The sequence below is a fragment of the Candidatus Pelagibacter sp. PS_17 genome, from assembly GCF_059417945.1.
Genome location: NZ_CM182073.1, coordinates 387,030 through 403,962, shown reverse-complemented (window position 1 = coordinate 403,962; position 16,933 = coordinate 387,030). Strand labels below are relative to the sequence as shown.

The 16,933-nt window shown below is 29.5% G+C and carries 21 protein-coding genes; 8 read left to right on the top strand and 13 right to left on the bottom strand.

Annotated elements, in window-relative coordinates; all coding sequences use genetic code 11:
- Window positions 1–3: 3 nt before the first annotated feature.
- From AC5SML_RS02160 to mnmA, 3 genes are all read right to left on the bottom strand, one after another.
- Window positions 4–1,224, bottom strand: coding sequence for an MFS transporter (locus AC5SML_RS02160; protein WP_494617447.1), 1,221 nt, complete (start codon window positions 1,222–1,224; stop codon window positions 4–6).
- Window positions 1,221–2,396, bottom strand: coding sequence for a trans-sulfuration enzyme family protein (locus AC5SML_RS02155; protein ID WP_494617446.1), 1,176 nt, complete (start codon window positions 2,394–2,396; stop codon window positions 1,221–1,223). Before AC5SML_RS02155 ends, AC5SML_RS02160 begins: the two co-directional genes overlap by 4 nt.
- 185 nt (window positions 2,397–2,581) lie before the next feature.
- Complete coding sequence (gene mnmA / locus AC5SML_RS02150; RefSeq protein ID WP_006997090.1) at window positions 2,582–3,697, bottom strand: tRNA 2-thiouridine(34) synthase MnmA; 1,116 nt, start codon at window positions 3,695–3,697, stop codon at window positions 2,582–2,584.
- Window positions 3,698–3,738: 41 nt separating this feature from the next.
- Between mnmA and AC5SML_RS02145 the strand changes: the two genes are divergently transcribed.
- From AC5SML_RS02145 to AC5SML_RS02135, 3 genes are read left to right on the top strand one after another with little or no spacing between them, the layout of a single operon-like run.
- On the top strand, window positions 3,739–3,909 hold the full coding sequence (locus AC5SML_RS02145; protein WP_494587507.1) for a DUF3553 domain-containing protein: 171 nt from the start codon (window positions 3,739–3,741) through the stop codon (window positions 3,907–3,909).
- Window positions 3,906–4,676 carry a 3'(2'),5'-bisphosphate nucleotidase CysQ gene (locus AC5SML_RS02140; RefSeq protein ID WP_018414020.1) on the top strand — a complete coding sequence of 257 codons (771 nt, stop codon included), beginning with the start codon at window positions 3,906–3,908 and terminating at the stop codon, window positions 4,674–4,676. The genes AC5SML_RS02145 and AC5SML_RS02140 overlap by 4 nt, the downstream gene beginning before the upstream one ends.
- Complete coding sequence (locus AC5SML_RS02135; protein ID WP_018414019.1) at window positions 4,676–4,822, top strand: hypothetical protein; 147 nt, start codon at window positions 4,676–4,678, stop codon at window positions 4,820–4,822. Before AC5SML_RS02140 ends, AC5SML_RS02135 begins: the two co-directional genes overlap by 1 nt.
- On the opposite strand, the gene AC5SML_RS02130 is transcribed toward AC5SML_RS02135, so the two are convergent.
- Window positions 4,814–5,368 (bottom strand): regulatory protein RecX, encoded by a 555-nt coding sequence (locus AC5SML_RS02130; protein WP_006997094.1) that lies wholly within the window; start codon window positions 5,366–5,368, stop codon window positions 4,814–4,816. The genes AC5SML_RS02135 and AC5SML_RS02130 overlap by 9 nt on opposite strands.
- Window positions 5,369–5,405: 37 nt before the next feature.
- Here AC5SML_RS02130 and AC5SML_RS02125 point away from each other — a divergent pair, with 37 nt between their 5' ends.
- Together AC5SML_RS02125 and AC5SML_RS02120 are read left to right on the top strand one after the other, a co-directional pair.
- Window positions 5,406–5,879, top strand: a complete 474-nt coding sequence (locus AC5SML_RS02125) for an ABA4-like family protein (RefSeq protein WP_020169300.1) — start codon at window positions 5,406–5,408, stop codon at window positions 5,877–5,879.
- Window positions 5,872–6,456 (top strand): 2-hydroxychromene-2-carboxylate isomerase, encoded by a 585-nt coding sequence (locus AC5SML_RS02120; RefSeq protein WP_494617444.1) that lies wholly within the window; start codon window positions 5,872–5,874, stop codon window positions 6,454–6,456. The genes AC5SML_RS02125 and AC5SML_RS02120 overlap by 8 nt, the downstream gene beginning before the upstream one ends.
- Here the strand turns inward: AC5SML_RS02120 and AC5SML_RS02115 are convergent.
- The gene (locus AC5SML_RS02115; protein WP_018414016.1) at window positions 6,453–6,836 is read right to left on the bottom strand and encodes a rhodanese-like domain-containing protein; all 384 of its coding nucleotides are present in this window, start codon (window positions 6,834–6,836) and stop codon (window positions 6,453–6,455) included. The genes AC5SML_RS02120 and AC5SML_RS02115 overlap by 4 nt on opposite strands.
- Before the next feature lie 45 nt (window positions 6,837–6,881).
- Between AC5SML_RS02115 and AC5SML_RS02110 the strand changes: the two genes are divergently transcribed.
- Complete coding sequence (locus AC5SML_RS02110; RefSeq protein WP_494617442.1) at window positions 6,882–7,901, top strand: rhamnosyl transferase; 1,020 nt, start codon at window positions 6,882–6,884, stop codon at window positions 7,899–7,901.
- Window positions 7,902–7,903: 2 nt separating this feature from the next.
- Window positions 7,904–8,371, top strand: a complete 468-nt coding sequence (gene bcp / locus AC5SML_RS02105; RefSeq protein ID WP_006997100.1) for a thioredoxin-dependent thiol peroxidase — start codon at window positions 7,904–7,906, stop codon at window positions 8,369–8,371.
- A gap of 53 nt (window positions 8,372–8,424) precedes the next feature.
- On the opposite strand, the gene AC5SML_RS02100 is transcribed toward bcp, so the two are convergent.
- From AC5SML_RS02100 to rseP, 3 genes are all read right to left on the bottom strand, one after another.
- The gene (locus AC5SML_RS02100) at window positions 8,425–9,726 is read right to left on the bottom strand and encodes an ammonium transporter family protein (protein WP_018414013.1); all 1,302 of its coding nucleotides are present in this window, start codon (window positions 9,724–9,726) and stop codon (window positions 8,425–8,427) included.
- 146 nt (window positions 9,727–9,872) lie between these two features.
- Window positions 9,873–10,148, bottom strand: a complete 276-nt coding sequence (locus AC5SML_RS02095; protein ID WP_006997102.1) for an HU family DNA-binding protein — start codon at window positions 10,146–10,148, stop codon at window positions 9,873–9,875.
- A gap of 140 nt (window positions 10,149–10,288) precedes the next feature.
- Window positions 10,289–11,422, bottom strand: coding sequence for an RIP metalloprotease RseP (gene rseP / locus AC5SML_RS02090; RefSeq protein ID WP_494617441.1), 1,134 nt, complete (start codon window positions 11,420–11,422; stop codon window positions 10,289–10,291).
- 118 nt (window positions 11,423–11,540) lie between these two features.
- Between rseP and AC5SML_RS02085 the strand changes: the two genes are divergently transcribed.
- Window positions 11,541–11,945 (top strand): carbonic anhydrase, encoded by a 405-nt coding sequence (locus AC5SML_RS02085; RefSeq protein WP_018414011.1) that lies wholly within the window; start codon window positions 11,541–11,543, stop codon window positions 11,943–11,945.
- 28 nt (window positions 11,946–11,973) lie between these two features.
- Here AC5SML_RS02085 and AC5SML_RS02080 read toward each other — a convergent pair whose 3' ends face one another.
- The 5 genes from AC5SML_RS02080 to ald form a co-directional block, all read right to left on the bottom strand.
- Window positions 11,974–12,741, bottom strand: a complete 768-nt coding sequence (locus tag AC5SML_RS02080) for an ABC transporter permease (RefSeq protein WP_006997105.1) — start codon at window positions 12,739–12,741, stop codon at window positions 11,974–11,976.
- A complete protein-coding gene (locus tag AC5SML_RS02075; protein ID WP_006997106.1) occupies window positions 12,731–13,666 on the bottom strand; it encodes an ABC transporter ATP-binding protein in 936 nt (311 codons plus the stop codon). The genes AC5SML_RS02080 and AC5SML_RS02075 overlap by 11 nt, the downstream gene beginning before the upstream one ends.
- A 49-nt stretch (window positions 13,667–13,715) precedes the next feature.
- The gene (locus tag AC5SML_RS02070; protein WP_494617440.1) at window positions 13,716–15,164 is read right to left on the bottom strand and encodes a sodium:solute symporter family transporter; all 1,449 of its coding nucleotides are present in this window, start codon (window positions 15,162–15,164) and stop codon (window positions 13,716–13,718) included.
- A 108-nt stretch (window positions 15,165–15,272) separates the two neighbouring features.
- Entirely contained in the window at window positions 15,273–15,788 is a 516-nt protein-coding gene (locus tag AC5SML_RS02065) for a hypothetical protein (protein WP_011281964.1), read from the bottom strand.
- A 13-nt stretch (window positions 15,789–15,801) separates the two neighbouring features.
- Complete coding sequence (gene ald / locus AC5SML_RS02060) at window positions 15,802–16,914, bottom strand: alanine dehydrogenase (protein WP_011281963.1); 1,113 nt, start codon at window positions 16,912–16,914, stop codon at window positions 15,802–15,804.
- Window positions 16,915–16,933: the final 19 nt, after the last annotated feature.

Genomic DNA, 16,933 nt, shown 5'->3' with positions numbered 1-16,933 from the left:
TTTTTATTCTGTTTTTAGTCTTAGAACTGCTTCTTCTTTAATTGGTAGATGTATTATTGCTGCAAAAATAGATAAAACAATTGCTAAATACCAAGCATAATCATAAGAGCCATATAAATCATGAAATAGTCCTCCAAGAAATGCTCCAAAAAATGAGCCTACTTGATGACTTAAAAAAACTATTCCATAAAGAATACCAAGATATTTTGTTCCAAAAATATGAGCAACTATTCCACTTGTAGCAGGCACTGTTGATAGCCATAAAAAACCAAAACTTGCACCAAAGATAAATGCATTAATGTTACTTGCGGGTAAAAATATGAATAAGATAATTGAAATTCCTCTTAATGCGTAAATAGAACTTAAGATAATTTTTTTACTAATTTTCGTAGATAAGTATCCACTTAATAAAGAACCAAATATATTAAATAATCCAATTAATGACAATATTGCAGCAGCCGTCCAGCTTTCTAAGCCTCTATCTATTACGTATTTTGGAACGTGTGTTCCAACTAAAGTTATATGAAAACCACATACAAAAAATCCAGAGACTAGAAGTATATAACTTTTGTTTTTGAAAGCTTCCTTAAATGCCTCTATGGCGCTTTGGTTGTTTGGTTTTTCAATAGACTGAGCAGCAGATGGAGATCTTACAAAAAAAGCTATTATAAGCCCGATAAATAAGAATATTGTGAATACAAAAAGTGTATCCACCCATCCATTTTTAATTAATGAATAGCTCGTATAAAGTGGAGAGATAAAATAGCCCAAAGAACCAACAGCTGTAACAATGCTCATTGCTATTGTTCTATTTGATAATGGAAAATGCTTTCCAACAATTGACATTGGAATACTAATTGCAGTTCCACCTAAACCAATTCCAACTAAAAGTCCTAAATCGATTTGAAAAAAAATTCCAGTATTTGGACCAGCATACAAAAAATAAATTCCCAAAATATAAAAAACAAAAGCTAAACAAATTGCTTTGTGTCCACCATATTTATCTGCAATGGCTCCAAATATAGGACCTGATAAACCCCACATTAACATTTGAATGCCTATTGCTAATCCAGATTGAGTTATTGAAATATCTAGGTCATTTTTAAAATCCATGAAAAACAAACCAAAAGTTTGTCTAACACCAAGAGAAATTAAAACTACAATACAGGCTGCGATCAGCGTTATTAAAGCTGTTTTATTTTGAATAAATTTTTCTGAACTCATTTTATATATTTAAGAGATTTTTTTAAATCATCAATGAGGTCTTTTGGGTCTTCTAAACCAATATGTAATCTTACTAAATGTTCATCTTTTGTTAATTTTAGATACTCTCTATTACCTTGTTCACGTTTATCTTGATATAAAGCAAGGCTTTCAAATCCACCCCAACTATATCCATAACCAAATAATTTTAAAGAATTAACAAACTTAATTACAGAGTTTTTGTTTTTTGATTTAATTTTCAGACCCATCAATCCTGAGGCACCAGAATAATATTTTTTCCACATTCTAAAATTAAAGGAATCTTTTTTATGCGGGTATAATAGTTTTATATTTTTATAATTAGATAAAAACTCAGCTACTTGTTTTGAGCTTTTTTCATGTTTGTCTAATCTAACATCTAAAGTTCTAAGTCCTCTTGTTATTAAATACGCATCATCAGGACCAAGTCTTAAACCTGTTATCTTATACGCTTTATCAACTTGTTTAAAAACTTTTTTATTAACAGCTAAACTTCCACCCATAACATCTGAGTGACCTGAGTAATATTTAGTAGCAGATACAATGGACATATCAAAACCAAGTTTAATTGGTTTTAAAAAATAAGGAGTTCCCCATGTATTATCAATTACAGAAAAAATTTTATTCCTTTTTGCAATTGATACTATTTTACCTAAATCTTGAAAATCAAACGTATTACTTCCAGGATTTTCAACAAAAATTAATTTTGTTTTTTTTGTAATTGCTTTTTCTAAAGTTTTCAAATCATGTGGGTCATAAAACACAGATTTTACATTAAATTCTTTTAGAAAGTCTTGAGTTAAAATTCTCGTAGGTGAATATGTTGGATCTGCCACAATAATCTCATCACCAGGACGAACAATACTAAATATAGACAAGAAAACTGATCCAAATCCAGTTGGTGTTAAAAATACATGATAGCACTCTTCCATTTCTTTAAGTATTTGTGACAAAACATGAGTTGTTGATGTTCCTTGTCTTCCATAATCAAAATGTCCACCTGTTGGATCTTTTTTGCTCTTATCCTGCATTTTTCTAATATCTTGCATGGATTTGAAGATAATAGTCGACGCTCTTACCACAGGGGGGTTAACTGACTGATTATGGTAATCTTTTGCAGTATGTTTAAGAAAAGTCTTGAATGATTTAGTCATAAAAAATTTGATAAGTTAAAGGGAGAATGCTATATCCCTCCAATAACGTCAATAAAATTATAAATAGGATAGTATGGGTTACCCAAAAAAACATAGAGGTCGAAGAAAACAGGGCTCTAAAAAAAGAAGAGCTAAAAGAAAAAATAAGAAAAAATAGTCTCTTAACTTTTATATCTCAATAATACCTAACTTTTTATCCAACCACCACCAAGAACCTTATAGCCATTATTGTTTTTTGCATAAAACACACACGCTTGACCAGGCGCAATACCGTGCTCTTCTTCCAATAAATTAACGTTTGCATTAGTATCATTGATATCTATCTTGGCTTTAATTAATCTTCCAGTAGACCTTACCTTTACGAACAATTCATTTTTAAAATCATTTTGATCGTTTGTAATGATATTCAAATCTTTTAAATTTATTTTTGTTTTAACAAGGTGTTCCTTGGCTCCAACAATAATTTCATTTTTATCAGCAATAATCTTTACTACATACAATGGGTTCTTATCAGAAACTCCAATTCCTTTTCTTTGACCAATTGTATAATTAATAATGCCGTCATGAACTCCTATCACTTCACCATTCATATTTTTAATATTACCTTTGCTAAAAGAGTTTGGTCTAAATTTTTCTATAACTGAAGCATAGTCTCCATTTGGAACAAAACAAATATCTTGACTGTCAGGTTTGTCTGCAACATTAAGATCAAGTTCTCTTGCAATATTTCTTGTTTCATCTTTAAGAAGATTGCCTAAAGGAAATCTCAAAAAATTTAATTGATCTTTTGTGGTATTGAATAAAAAATAACTTTGATCTCTATTTAAATCAATTCCTCTGTACATATCTGTATTATCTTTTTCAGTAATACTTTTAACGTAGTGTCCTGTTACTAAAGCATCAGCGTTAAGTCTTTTGGCTTCTTCAAATAAATCTGTAAATTTAACTGTCTTATTACATTGCACACATGGAATAGGTGTTTCTCCATTTAAATAGCTATCAATAAAATTATCAATAACTCCTTCTTTAAATTTATTTTGATAATATAAAATCTTATGTTCGATCTTTAATTTATCAGCTACTCTTTTTGCATCCATAATATCTTGACCTGCACAACATTGTTTTGAAGAAGCTGTCTCTTTACTGTCATTATAAAGTTTAAGAGTAATACCGATGACATTGTAACCTTCATTTTTCATCATAGCTGCAACTGTTGAAGAATCTACTCCACCTGACATTGCAACAATAACTAAGGTGTCTTTTGGGTCTTTAGCTATTCCAATAGAATTCAATTTTGTCATATTTAATGATATTTATTAGTATATTAACTATAAGTAAATTAATGATTTTAGATTTTGAACCAGGTGACAAAGTTATCAATCCGAACAACAAAGAATGGGGAACTGGACAAGTTCAATCAATAATTAATGGTAAAGTTACTGTAAATTTTGAAAACGTTGGAAAAAAAGTTATTAATTCAAAAGTAATTCAATTAGAAAAATTATATAAATGAACATTGAAGAAAAGAAGAAAATTACTCTTTCACTGATAGAAACTTTTAATAAAGCAAGTCAGGTAGCCTTAGATTTAAGAGGAGCTGGTTTAAAAAAAGAAATTAAGTCAGACAATACTCCTGTAAGTAACGGAGATATTGAAGTTAATAAAATTTTAACCAGTAAGATCCAAGAAATAACTCCAAATATCCCTATTGTTTCAGAAGAGAGTGCAAACCATAAGATGGATAATGATTTAAATACTTTTTGGTTAATCGATCCAATAGATGGCACTAGAGATTATATTAATAACCGTGATGAATTTACTTTAAATGCAGCATTAATATTGGATAAAAAACCTGCTATTGGGATCATAACAGTTCCGGCAAAAAAAAGAGTTTTTTATTCTTACGGTTTGTCTCACAGTTACGAGTTAATTAACAATCAAGAAATTTCATTAATGAATAAAGAGAAAAACTATGTTGGACATACAGCAGTAAGTTATTCTAACGATCTTAAACCTGAAATTTTAGAAATTCATAAAAAATATAAAATAAGTTCTTTTCAAAAAATGAAAAGCTCACTAAAATTTTGTGTTATTGCAGCAGGTGAATTTGATATGTATGTTGCTGAACCAAGAGCTTGTGAGTGGGATATTGCAGCTGGTCATGCAATCCTTGAGCACTCAGGAGGGAAAGTGACTGACTTTAATTATAATGAAATACTCTATGGAAAAACTGAATTTAAAAATCCAAGTTTAATTTTAAAAAGTAAAAACATATTATAATGGATGAGCAATTAAGAATAATTTTAATAATTATAGTATCAGTTTCTATCTTTGGTTTATTAGTTTTTGTATTTGTCAAAAATGTTATTAGAAATAGAATTCAGTCTCTTGTTGAACAGGAAGAAAAAGAAAAAAAATTAAAGTAATCTAATTATTTTCATATAGTCAGCTTGATCAATATCCATGATCCTTTTAGAGGTTTCAAAATCAAAACCATTTCTTGCTAGTAAAGCAATATCCTTTTTATAAAATAGGGCTCTATTATCCTCTACTCTTGCTGGTCCAATTCTCTTTTTTTTACATATTTTTATTCCAGAAAAAAAATCTTGGTCAGAATTATCCTCTTTAATCTTATCTATTGTTTCTTTAATGTAGCGATCATTAATTCCTTTAGTCATTAAATAGTTTCTAATTTTATTAACTGAACTTCCTCTTTGGATTAAGCTTCTAGATTTACTTTCAGAATAGAATTTATCATTAATAAACTTAGTTTTTTCAAGATCTTGCAAAACAACATCTATTAAATCTGTAATATCTTGTTTTTTAATATTTTCTAAATTAGCTTTTAGATACTTCTTTAATAGATAGGTTCTAAGCTGTTGTTTGGATGGTGCGTATCTTTCGATATAGGCAAATGAGAAATTTCTCATTTCCTCTACCGTCACTTGTAATGTTTTTTTTCTATTTCTCATATGAATCTTAATAGCTTGTTGTATAATACACTAAAAAATGATCGATCAAATCTATACATATTTTACAATTGAAATGATTTTTCTTTGGTTAAATCTAGGTGTCTTACCTTTTTGGTTAATATTAGTCTTCTTTCCGCAATCACAAATATGTAGAGTTTTTATTACATCTATTTTTCCTTTTATTATTTTAAGTTTCGCCTACGGTTACTTAACATATGTGCTGTTTAACGAAGGCTATGACTTTATTAGAAATTTTGAACTATATTTAGGCTTAGACTCAATTAGTTATTTGTTTAAGGATAAATCCTTCTTAATTTTATTTTGGACTCATTTTCTATCTATTAATTTATTTTGTGGTGGATGGATTGTTAAAGATTCACAAAAATTTGGTATCAATAAAATAATAATGTCTTTTCCACTATTAATAACATACTTTATTGGTCCTATTGGACTTACTCTTTATTGGATTGTAAGAATTTTTTACGCAAAAAGAATTAATCTATATGATTAAAGAAATAGATTTCTATTTTGATTTTATTAGTCCTTACGCATATTTAGCTTACAAAAAAATCCAATCGTTACCAAAAGATATTCGAATAAATTATAAACCAATTTTATTAGGTGGTCTTCATAACTTAGAAGGTATAACGGCACCAGCGTTTATTAAACCTAAATTAAAACATATGATTAATGATTGTTTGTTAATTGCAAAAAAAAATAATTTTGATTTTAGGTGGAACTCTAAATTTCCTATTAATTCACTAAATATAATGCGTGGTTATTTAAGTGTTAATTCATTAAATAGAGATCAATATATTAAAACAATGTTTGACGCTTATTGGAAAGATGATCTGGATATCTCTAAAGAAGAAATTTTAATACCACGACTTGAACAATGTAAGATTGATAAAGATATTTTTTTTGAAACAATTAAAGATCCTGCTATTAAAGAAAAGTTAAAAGATGCCACAAAAAATGCCTATGAAAAAGAAGTTTTTGGAGCGCCCACATTTATTGTTAATAATAAATTATTTTGGGGACAAGATCGATTGGAATTTGCCTTAGATGAGTATAATAAAATAGATTAAACTATTTTAAAATCACTTTGGCTAATTGCTGCAAAGCCACCATCAATGTGCGAAACATTTTCAAAACCCATTTCTTTTAATGATTTAGCTGCAAGTGCAGATCTTAAACCACCAGCACAAAATAAGACAATTTCTTTTTCCATATCCAGCTTACCATTTTTAAAATAAGGACTCTCAGGATCTAGCCAAAACTCTAACATTCCTCTTGGTATATGGTGAGAATTTTCAACACGTCCTGATTTATCAAGTTCACCCTTTTCCCTAATATCAATTAAGTTACATTTGTTCTCGTTTGATAGTTTTAAAGCCTGCTCAGGACTTATAGTTTTAATTTCTCTTAAGGCTTCAGTTACTAGAGTGTGAGATGATTTTATATTCATATGATAATAATAATATATATAAATAAATAAAAAAATACAAAAATAGTGATCAAAAATTTTAAAAATAAAAATAAAATTAATTTTTTTAAAAAAAATTTTATTAAAATTACAAGAAAACTAGGTTTTGAAATTATCGATCAAAATAATTTCACAATTCCTACAAGCAATACATCTTTAAATAATAATATCAGTGTAATAAACAAAAGAAATATAACTCTACCACTTGGTGAAGTTAAAATTACAAGAAAAGTTAAAAGCTTTTTGATTATATTCAGATCTTTTACCAATGAAAATACACTGCTCAGTCAAAATAAAAAAAGATTATTTGAAAAGCAAAAAAAAGAATACAGTTTAAGATCTTTAAATTCCATATGTATTAATATTAAAAATGCTCAAAAAAAAATGAGTAATATTAAATTTTTTTTAAAAATTATAGATGATAACTCAAAACCTAGCGTAATTAAATTACAGAAAAAAATTGCAACTCAAAACAGTATTTTATTTGAAATATCTAATCTTGATATTAATAAATATAAAAACAAAATGAAATTTTCAAATAACAAAAGAATGCTTGCTCATAATTCACATATTTACCAATCAAAAGAATTTGCTCTTAATTCAAATTATGACTTAATATATTTTGTTGAAGACGACTATTTGCATCATCACGATGCTATTGAAGAAATGATTTTTAGTTATGAGAAATTCTCAACTATCTATAAAAAAGATATAATTATGTGTCCTACTGATTATCCATTTTTATACAATAAATTTGAGCAAACAAATATTTTAGCTGGTCATAAAAAACATTGGCGTAGAGTAAACGAATCTCTTTGTACGTATTTAATTTCTCATAATATACTTAAAAAAAATTGGAAGACTTATGAAAAAATGTTTTTAAATAATTTTGATCCTTATGAAAAACCTCTTCATTTGCTTTATAAAAAAACACAATGTTTTTCACCAATACCCTCTCTATCACTGCATATGACAAATGTTAATTCTGCTTATGGATTATCACCAATGGTAGATTGGCTTGATGTTTGGAAAAAAAATAAATATTAATAATGTTTAAAATAAATTCTAAAGCACCTTTGTTTAAATTAAACTCAACAGATGGTGAGATTTATTCTTTAAAAGATTCACTTGGCAAATATGTAGTTCTTTATTTTTACCCTAAAGATGACACTCCAGGATGCACAATTGAGACTAATGATTTTAACAAATTATTACCTAAATTTAAAAAACTGAATTGTGAAATATTTGGGATTTCTAAGGATGATCTAAAAAGCCACCACAAATTTAAAGAAAAATTTAAAATCAAATTTGATCTTTTATCTGATGTAGAGCTTAATATTTTAAAAAAATACAAAGTTTGGGCTAAGAAGAAATTTATGGGTAGAGAGTTTATGGGAATAGTGAGAACAACTTTCTTAATTGATCCAAATGGTAAAATAGTAAAAATTTGGGATAATGTAAAAGTTAAGGATCACGCTAAAGAAGTGTTTGATACCCTAAAAAACTCTAGAAATTAAAAAGGCCCCAATTAAGGGGCCTATTTTCTAACTATAAGAGAGATAGTTTTTTATTAGTCTCTGATTGCGTAAGCAATAACTCCTGTTTCAGTAACATCTGTACCTTTGGCTTGAGCTTCTTTACTCAATCTAATTCCAAAGAGACTATTCATAATCGACCAGACTATGTAAGCCACTACAAAAACAAAAATATTAATTGATAAAACACCAATTAACTGTGCTCCGAATGTTGCATCTGCATTTGTGATCGGTACTATTAAAGTTCCAAAAATACCCGCAAACATGTGAGCTGGAATTGCACCCACTACATCATCAAGTTTAAATGAAAATAGTAGTTTAGTTCCAAATACAACTATCACACCACCAACAGCACCAATTAATATTGCTGCTAATGGAGATGGTGCTAATGGTTCAGCTGTTATTGCAACTAACCCACCAATTGCACCGTTTAACATTTGTATTACATCAGTTTTACCAAACAATAATCTTGTAACTACGGCTGCAGCTAATACACCACCACATGCTGCTAAATTAGTGTTAATAAAGATTGTTGAAATAGCTACTGCATCAGCAAATGAACCTAATGCTAGTTGAGAACCACCATTAAATCCAAACCAACCTAACCATAATACAAACACACCAATAGTTACTAATGGAATTGATGATGCTGCAAATGGTTGAATGGCTTTTGGATTACCTTTGCTATCAAATCTTCCAAATCTTGGACCAAGTATTATAATACCAGCAAGTGCAGCAGCACCCCCAGTTGAGTGAACTAGAGTTGATCCAGCAAAATCAGAAAATCCGATAGTTGCTAACCAGCCTCCACCCCATTGCCATCCCATTACTATAGGATAAATAACACCAGATAAAATTGCTGCAAATAAAAAGAATGGCCACAACTTAATTCTTTCAGCCATTGCTCCTGAACAAATTGAAACTGTTGTTGCACAAAATACCATTTGGAAAAACCAGTCTGATCCAGCAGAGTAACCTGCCTCCAGTGAACTAGAGTCTGACCAAGGTGTAAAAGTACCTATATATCCGCCTTCTGGTATACCGTATGCTAAATTGTAACCAACTAACCAAAACATAATTCCTGAAATTGCATACAAACCAATATTTTTTGCACAAATTACAGAAACACTTTTAGAAGTAACCATTCCCGACTCAAGCATTGCAAAGCCTGCCGCCATGAACATTACTAAAAAACCACAAATTAAAAATAGGAGTGTATTAAATACAAACCCTACTTCAGCAGAAATAGTTGTTTCTGCTATTCCAGCACTACTCATGTTTATTAAAAAAAATAAACTAATAAGTGGAACTGATATTTTTTTTATTATTTTTATCATTAAGACCTCCATGTTTAAGTTTTCACTTATATTTTAGATGAACTTAAAAACTAATGTTGATTGGGAAATTTAGGTATGCAGTGATTGCATATAGTAACAGCCTTATTACATTTCTGTAAAAGGCTGTTAATGAATTTACTATTTAATTACTTATTAAATATTTCTTTAAGTGCCTTAGCTGGTAAGAACTTAACTTTTTGAGAAGCACCGATTTGGATTTGCTCTCCAGTTCTAGGATTTCTTCCAACTCTAGCTTTTCTTTTTGCTACTTTGTAAGTTCCAAATCCAGCAATTTTCACTGTATCGTCACCTTTTAAAGCATCTAGAATAGTGTTTGTAATAGTATCAAAAGTACGCTCAGCATCAGCTTTACTTAGGTTTAAAGAACCTGAAAGTTGTGCTATTAATTGTTTTTTGTTCATTTATTTAGCTCCGGTTTTATTGGTTATTTTCACATAATTGACATTAAACCTCATAAATCAAGCTTTTTATTAGTGTCTACTAAAATAAAAACCTCAATATATAGTGATTTGTTAAATAAATGTTGATTTTAAAGGATTATTTAAAAAATATAATTATTAAAAAACTTAAATAAACCAACGTCTTTTAGATCATTAAACGTTGTAAAAAACATCAATGATAGCAATAAAAACATTCCGATTCGAAAAAAACCTTCTTGAGTTTTTTGTGATAATGGACGCCCTAATACCTTTTCAATTCCATAAAACATTAAGTGCCCACCATCTAACATTGGAATTGGGAACAAGTTTATTAAACCTAAACTAATAGAAATATAAGCCATAAGGCTTATAAAAGGTAAAATTCCAAATTCTGCAACTTGTCCGCTAATTTTTGCTATTCGAATTGGCCCACCCAACTGTGAAGTATCACCATTTCCAGTGAGCATGCTTCCAATATATTTAAGAGAAGAAGTGCTTACATAATAAACTTCATTAACCGCATAAAACAGCGCTTTGGTAGGACCGAGTTTAACGTGATTTACCTCATTGTTATAAGCACCAAGTTTAATACCAACCATTCGTTTGCTGATTTTGTTTCCAAGATTATCTTCGCCTTCAACAATATTCGGTTTTACTCTAAAGGTTAAATCTTGATCAAATCTATTTACTGTAAAATTGATAAATTCATCAGTAGACATCATAATATATTTTGAAACATCCATAATGCTTGTAACCTCGTTGCCATCAATAGAGACCACAATATCATTGTCTTTAAGACCAGCTACCATTGCAGGACTATCCTTTTGAACTTCGTTAATTACAGCTGGTGTAAAATCTTTTCCAAAAAAGGTATAAACTGAAAAAAATATCAGAATTGCTAATAAAAAGTTAGCTAAAGGACCACCAAATACAATTAAAGCTCGTTGATATAAAGGCTTTAGTACAAACAGTTTATCCTGATCTTCTTTACTATATTCTTTTATAATTTTGTCATTATCAGCTTGGCTATAAACATTTCTATCACCAAAAAACTTAACATATCCCCCAAGAGGTATGACACAAACCTTCCAACGAGTTCCTGATTTATCATTCCAACCAAACATTTCTTTGCCAAAACCAATTGAAAAATCAGTAACTCCTACACCGTATCGTTTAGCGAAATAATAATGTCCATATTCATGGATAAATACCACCACAACAATTAAAGCAATGAAAGGCAATATATAAGATAGCATAATAATTATATTCTAACTGACTTTAAGGCTGTTCTCAATAGTCAATTCATTTAAAAAATAAACAAATTAATGACAAATAAAAAAAAATTTTGTATTTAAATTTTATTAATTAATTTTTATGCAAAAAAAATTTAAAGCAATGGTTCTTTCTTGTATGGATCCAAGGTTCCAATCCCTAGTCTATAAATTTACTAAAAAAAAGAACTTAACTGGAAAGTATAGCTCATTTACTATTGCAGGTGGAGCTATCGGGGTTACTCATAATAAATTTAAAAAATGGCATCAAACATTTATTGATAATTTATCAGCTTCAATTGAGCTTCACAAAATAAGCAAACTCATTGTTATAAATCATGAAGACTGTGGGGCGATTAAAATTGCCGAAGGTAAAAAAGATTTAGATGAAGATGAAATTCACAAAACTTCTTATCAAAAACTAAAACAACTATTAAATAAAAAATTTCCTAAGCTTCGATTAGAATTTCATATCATGAAATTAAATCAAACAATTATAAAACTTTAGTAGTTATTAATCTTAAAATGAAAGCGAATTAACTTTTAATATTATAGCCTTTTTTAAGCAAGATAGACACAAGGGTAATACAAACAATTAAAAAGAAAACCATCGAACTAATACTAATCCAAATATCAAAATCAGAGACGCCGTAGAAAGAAAATCTTAAGCCATCAATTAGATAAACTACTGGATTAAAATATGAAATTGTTTGCCAAAATGGTGGCAACATATCAAGAGAGTATAAACTGCCCCCTAAGAATACCATTGGAGTAATGACTAATGATGGAATAATCGACATCTGCTCAAAGTTTTTACTAACTACACCAATTAAAAATCCAAATAAAGCAAAAGTAAAAGAAACTAATACTAATAAAAATATCATTAACATTGGATGCATAACACTCACATCAGCAAAAAAAGAGGCGGTTGCATAAATTACAGCACCAACGACTAAAGTTTTAGTGGCTCCTGCCCCTACAAAAGCTAGAACGGTTTCAAGTGTTGAAATGGGTGCTGCTAAAATTTCATTAATAGTTCCATTAAATTTTGGAAAAAAGATTCCAAACGAAGTGTTACTAATTGATTGAGTAAGGAGTGTTAACATTAATAAACCTGGTACAATGTAAGACCCATAACTAACCCCATCAATTTTTTGAATATAATTTCCAATAACTGAACCAAAAACAACAAAGTATAATGATGTAGATATTACAGGTGAGAGAAGAGATTGACCTATAGTTCTTATAAATCTATTCATCTCATGAACATAAATAGCTTTAAAGCCGTAATAGTTAAATTTCATTATTCTCCTTTACTAAATCAACAAATATTTTCTCTAATGTACTTTGTTCTGTTTTTAAATCTTTTAACTTTAAGCCAGTATCTTTTATATCTTGCAATAAATCAGTAATACCCGTTTTTTCAGCCTGAACATTATAAGTATAAATTAATGACATCTGCTCTTCACTTATTTCAAGATTATACTTAGATAAATCTTCTGGAATTTCTGTAATTTTTTTCTGCAATTCAATGGTTAGTTTTTTGTGTCCCATTTTCTTAATTAATTCTTTTTTATCCTCAACTACAATAATTTCACCTTGATTAATTACAGCTACACGGTCCGCTATAGCCTCAGCCTCCTCAATGTAATGAGTAGTTAAAATAATTGTGACCCCTTTTTTTCTAAGGTCATCAACAACCATCCACATATCTCTTCTAAGTTCAACATCAACTCCGGCTGTTGGTTCATCAAGAAATAATATTTTAGGTTCATGAGATAAAGCTTTTGCAATTAAAACTCTTCTTTTCATTCCGCCTGATAATTGTCTTAATCTTTGATCTTTTTTATCCCACAAACTTAAATCTTTTAAAATTTTTTCAATGTGTTCTGGTTTAGGTGCTTTTCCATACAGTCCTCTTGAATAAGATACGGTATCAAAAACAGTTTCAAAAGATTCTAAATTTAATTCTTGAGGAACAAGGCCTATTCTTGATCTTGTCTCTCTATAATCTTTTATAATATCATAGTTATCAATTGTGACAGTTCCTGAAGTAGGTTTAACTATTCCACAAATAATACTGATTAAACTAGTTTTGCCCGCACCATTTGGTCCAAGCATTGCAAGAATTTCACCTTGTTTTACTTTAAGGCTAACATTATTTAGGGCTTTAAAGCCATTATCATAAACTTTTGATAAGTTGTTAATGGATATTTGAATCTCAGACATTTGTAAGGGTGTATATAGTTACTTATACACCTTTTACAAATTATTAGGTCTATTTTTTAGATCCTTTTATTTTCCAAAATATTACAGGCAAAAAAGTTGCGATTATAAAAGATAAAAACAACAATGATTGAGAGACAAAAGCTGGAAAAGTATCTGCTGGTAAAATTATACCAACTAACAAACTCTTTGAAAAATCAGGAGCTGGAAATAAAAGAAACCCTCCAATTAATCCAATAATAATTGAGATGTATGCTGTTTTTTCATTCAACTTCTTATTATAGAAACTATAAAAAACAGTAAGTACAAACGCACAACAAAATAAATCGGCAAGCAAAAATAAGTATAAAACACTAAATCCTTTGGAAGCGATTGCAAAAGCTATGATTGAAAGCAATACTATAAAATATTTTGAAAGAGTTAAATAATTAGTTTTTTTATTTAAATTTAAAGTTGCTTTACCATCAACTACTATTAAGCTTGATATTGCATTGACCAATGTATCAACTGTACTAATTGTTAATGATAAACCAAGAATTACAATTATTAATGATAAAAATTCCGTCTGTTCACTTAACAATAGAGAAAAGAAACCAAGATCAGGAATAACTTTTGGATTAGCTGATACTGCAACTAAACCACTAAAACCCATAAAAAAAACAATTGGAATAATTACAATAAATGCAACAATTAAACTTTTCTTTAAAACTTCATTGTTTTTTGCAGCATAAACTCTTTGCCAATTTCCTTGGTGAAAAAGATTGGTTGCAGCAACTGCAATAAAGAAAGTTAATCCTGCAGTATAGTTTGGAATATAACTCGCACTTAGTAAGTGAGGACTTCTTTCTTTAATAAATGAGAAAGAAAACTGATCCCCTGTAAATGATGTCAGATAAAATACTGAAATTAATAATAAAGCTACAATTACCATCATTTGAATATTATCTGTAAAAATTGAAGCTCTTAATCCACCGTATAAGGTGTAAGCAAGTGTTGCGATTAGAATAATTAAAGAGGTAACCCAAAGTTCAGTGCCTGAAATATAATTTATCAATATTGCAACTGCTGTAATTTCAGCGCATAAAAAAACAAACATATAAAATACTGTCATAAGCAAAATAAGTTTAAATAAACTCTTTCCAAATCTTTTTCTTAAAAATTCAATTAACGTTGAACCTTTTGGAAAGTCAGTTCTTATTTTTTTTCCAAGTGAAATTAAAAAGATCATAGGAAATGCTGTTCCTAATGCGTAACCAATTACAGCTCCTATTCCACCCCATGTTGCAGCAGATGCTGGACCAAATAAAATCCAAGCCCCAAGCGCAGATGCAATTAGGCTTGTTGTTAGTGAAAAGAAACCAATGTTTCTATTCGCAGTTAGATAATTGTTAATCCCTTGATATTTTTTAGAGTAAATTAATCCAACAATTGTAAAGATTAAGCTTATAGTTATGACAAGTGTTAATGATGTTGATTGACTTATAAAGTATGTTTTATCCATTGTTCTCCCTTTCTGAATTACCGGACAGGTTATTAGGGTTTATTCTCAGTCAGTTACGACACCCCTTACAATTTTTATAGACTATAATTTAGATTATTAAAGAGAAACTTAGTGTTTAGTATCTAATATTTCTAGTGGTAATGGAGCTTCTGGATACTTTTCTTTACATAATTTTTCATAGTTTTTACAAAGAGTGCTTACTGTGTCGTGCGCTTCATCTTTAGAAGTTAAAAATTTAATTAAAGTATCTCTCTCAAGTTCAATTTCTTTGATATCCATTCCACTTAAATATTCACCAGTCTCTACTTCCCAGTAAGTGTCATTTAATTCTTCAATTTTTAAAGTGTTAAGCTTTCTTTGAAGTTCAATAATAATTTCATCTTCCGTTTTACTATCTTTCATTGGGGAGTTTACTAATTTTCCTAAACACTTATCTTTAAGATCATCTAAAAAAGTATTGTAGGGTTTACCTTCTGCTAAACCTGTAAAATGATTGCTTTCAAAATATTTGCTAATTGCAGCATTAGTTGAGATTTTATTTTTACCTTTAGCAACAGCTACTTGAACGTAAACTTCCTGACTAATGTATTCGTTTAAATAATCTTTAATTTTATCCGATAACATTAGTTTAAAAAAATTATAGAGTACTTAAAGGATCAACGTAATCATGTCCAAAAACATCAGCAACCGCTTTATAGGTTACTTGACCTTTGCAAACGTTTAATCCAGCAAGTAGATGTTTGTCATCACTTAATGCTTTGGCGTAACCATCATTTGCGATTTTAACTAGATACGGAAGTGTTGCGTTGTTCAATGCAATCGTTGAAGTTCTTGGAACTCCCCCTGGCATATTTGCTACACAGTAATGAATAACATCATCAATAATATAAGTTGGATCACCGTGAGTTGTTGGTTTACTTGTCTCAACACAACCCCCTTGATCAATTGCAACATCAACAATTACTGATCCTCTTTTCATTAATTTCAACATTGGTTTAGTAATTAGTTTTGGAGCTTCTGCACCTGGAATTAAAACACCGCCAATTAAAAGATCAGCTTCTGCAACTAATTTATTTAAATCAATTTTATCACTTTGTTCTGGGATAATTTTATCACCAAACATTTCAACCAGTTGTTTTAATCTTGCTTCAGATTTATCAACGATATGAACTTTAGCCCTCATACCAGTTGCAATAACTGCAGCGTTTTCACCAACAACACCGCCACCTAAAATAACAACTGTTCCTCCTTCAACTCCAGGAGCTCCTCCTAATAAAAGACCTCTACCATTTTGATTTTTTTCCAAGCAATGTGCTCCTGCTTGAACAGACATACGTCCAGCAACTGCACTCATTGGTGCAAGTAATGGTAATCTGCCATTGTCATCTGTTACTGTTTCATAAGCTATACAAACACCTTTAGATTTAATTAAACCTTCAGTTAGCTCTTTAGCTGCCGCTAAGTGTAAATAAGTGTAGATGATCTGATTTTCTCTAATCATCTTAACTTCAACTGATTGAGGCTCTTTTACTTTAACAATAATATCTGCATCATTAAAAATATCTTCAGCTTTATCAATGATTTTAGCACCAACGCTTATATATTGTTCGTTTTCAAAGCCGGCTTCATATCCACCATTATTCTCAACTAAAACCTCATGACCCTCTGATATTAAAGTCTTAACACTGTCAGGAGTTAGTCCAATACGATGCTCTTGTGGTTTGATTTCTTTAGGTACGCCGATCTTCATAACACTCTCTCCCTTTTCA

Excerpts from the sequence above, each read along its gene's own strand:
- AC5SML_RS02160 (WP_494617447.1), bottom strand. The coding sequence starts at position 1,224 with ATGAGTTCAGAAAAATTTATTCAAAATAAAACAGCTTTAATAACGCTG.
- ald (WP_011281963.1), bottom strand. The coding sequence starts at position 16,914 with ATGAAGATCGGCGTACCTAAAGAAATCAAACCACAAGAGCATCGTATT.
- AC5SML_RS02140 (WP_018414020.1), top strand. The coding sequence starts at position 3,906 with ATGAACATTGAAGAAAAGAAGAAAATTACTCTTTCACTGATAGAAACT.
- AC5SML_RS02115 (WP_018414016.1), bottom strand. The coding sequence starts at position 6,836 with ATGAATATAAAATCATCTCACACTCTAGTAACTGAAGCCTTAAGAGAA.
- AC5SML_RS02130 (WP_006997094.1), bottom strand. The coding sequence starts at position 5,368 with ATGAGAAATAGAAAAAAAACATTACAAGTGACGGTAGAGGAAATGAGA.
- AC5SML_RS02075 (WP_006997106.1), bottom strand. The coding sequence starts at position 13,666 with ATGTCTGAGATTCAAATATCCATTAACAACTTATCAAAAGTTTATGAT.
- AC5SML_RS02155 (WP_494617446.1), bottom strand. The coding sequence starts at position 2,396 with ATGACTAAATCATTCAAGACTTTTCTTAAACATACTGCAAAAGATTAC.
- AC5SML_RS02145 (WP_494587507.1), top strand. The coding sequence starts at position 3,739 with ATGATTTTAGATTTTGAACCAGGTGACAAAGTTATCAATCCGAACAAC.
- AC5SML_RS02095 (WP_006997102.1), bottom strand. The coding sequence starts at position 10,148 with ATGAACAAAAAACAATTAATAGCACAACTTTCAGGTTCTTTAAACCTA.
- bcp (WP_006997100.1), top strand. The coding sequence starts at position 7,904 with ATGTTTAAAATAAATTCTAAAGCACCTTTGTTTAAATTAAACTCAACA.
- mnmA (WP_006997090.1), bottom strand. The coding sequence starts at position 3,697 with ATGACAAAATTGAATTCTATTGGAATAGCTAAAGACCCAAAAGACACC.
- AC5SML_RS02065 (WP_011281964.1), bottom strand. The coding sequence starts at position 15,788 with ATGTTATCGGATAAAATTAAAGATTATTTAAACGAATACATTAGTCAG.
- AC5SML_RS02135 (WP_018414019.1), top strand. The coding sequence starts at position 4,676 with ATGGATGAGCAATTAAGAATAATTTTAATAATTATAGTATCAGTTTCT.
- rseP (WP_494617441.1), bottom strand. The coding sequence starts at position 11,422 with ATGCTATCTTATATATTGCCTTTCATTGCTTTAATTGTTGTGGTGGTA.
- AC5SML_RS02085 (WP_018414011.1), top strand. The coding sequence starts at position 11,541 with ATGCAAAAAAAATTTAAAGCAATGGTTCTTTCTTGTATGGATCCAAGG.
- AC5SML_RS02100 (WP_018414013.1), bottom strand. The coding sequence starts at position 9,726 with ATGATAAAAATAATAAAAAAAATATCAGTTCCACTTATTAGTTTATTT.
- AC5SML_RS02120 (WP_494617444.1), top strand. The coding sequence starts at position 5,872 with ATGATTAAAGAAATAGATTTCTATTTTGATTTTATTAGTCCTTACGCA.
- AC5SML_RS02080 (WP_006997105.1), bottom strand. The coding sequence starts at position 12,741 with ATGAAATTTAACTATTACGGCTTTAAAGCTATTTATGTTCATGAGATG.
- AC5SML_RS02125 (WP_020169300.1), top strand. The coding sequence starts at position 5,406 with ATGATCGATCAAATCTATACATATTTTACAATTGAAATGATTTTTCTT.
- AC5SML_RS02070 (WP_494617440.1), bottom strand. The coding sequence starts at position 15,164 with ATGGATAAAACATACTTTATAAGTCAATCAACATCATTAACACTTGTC.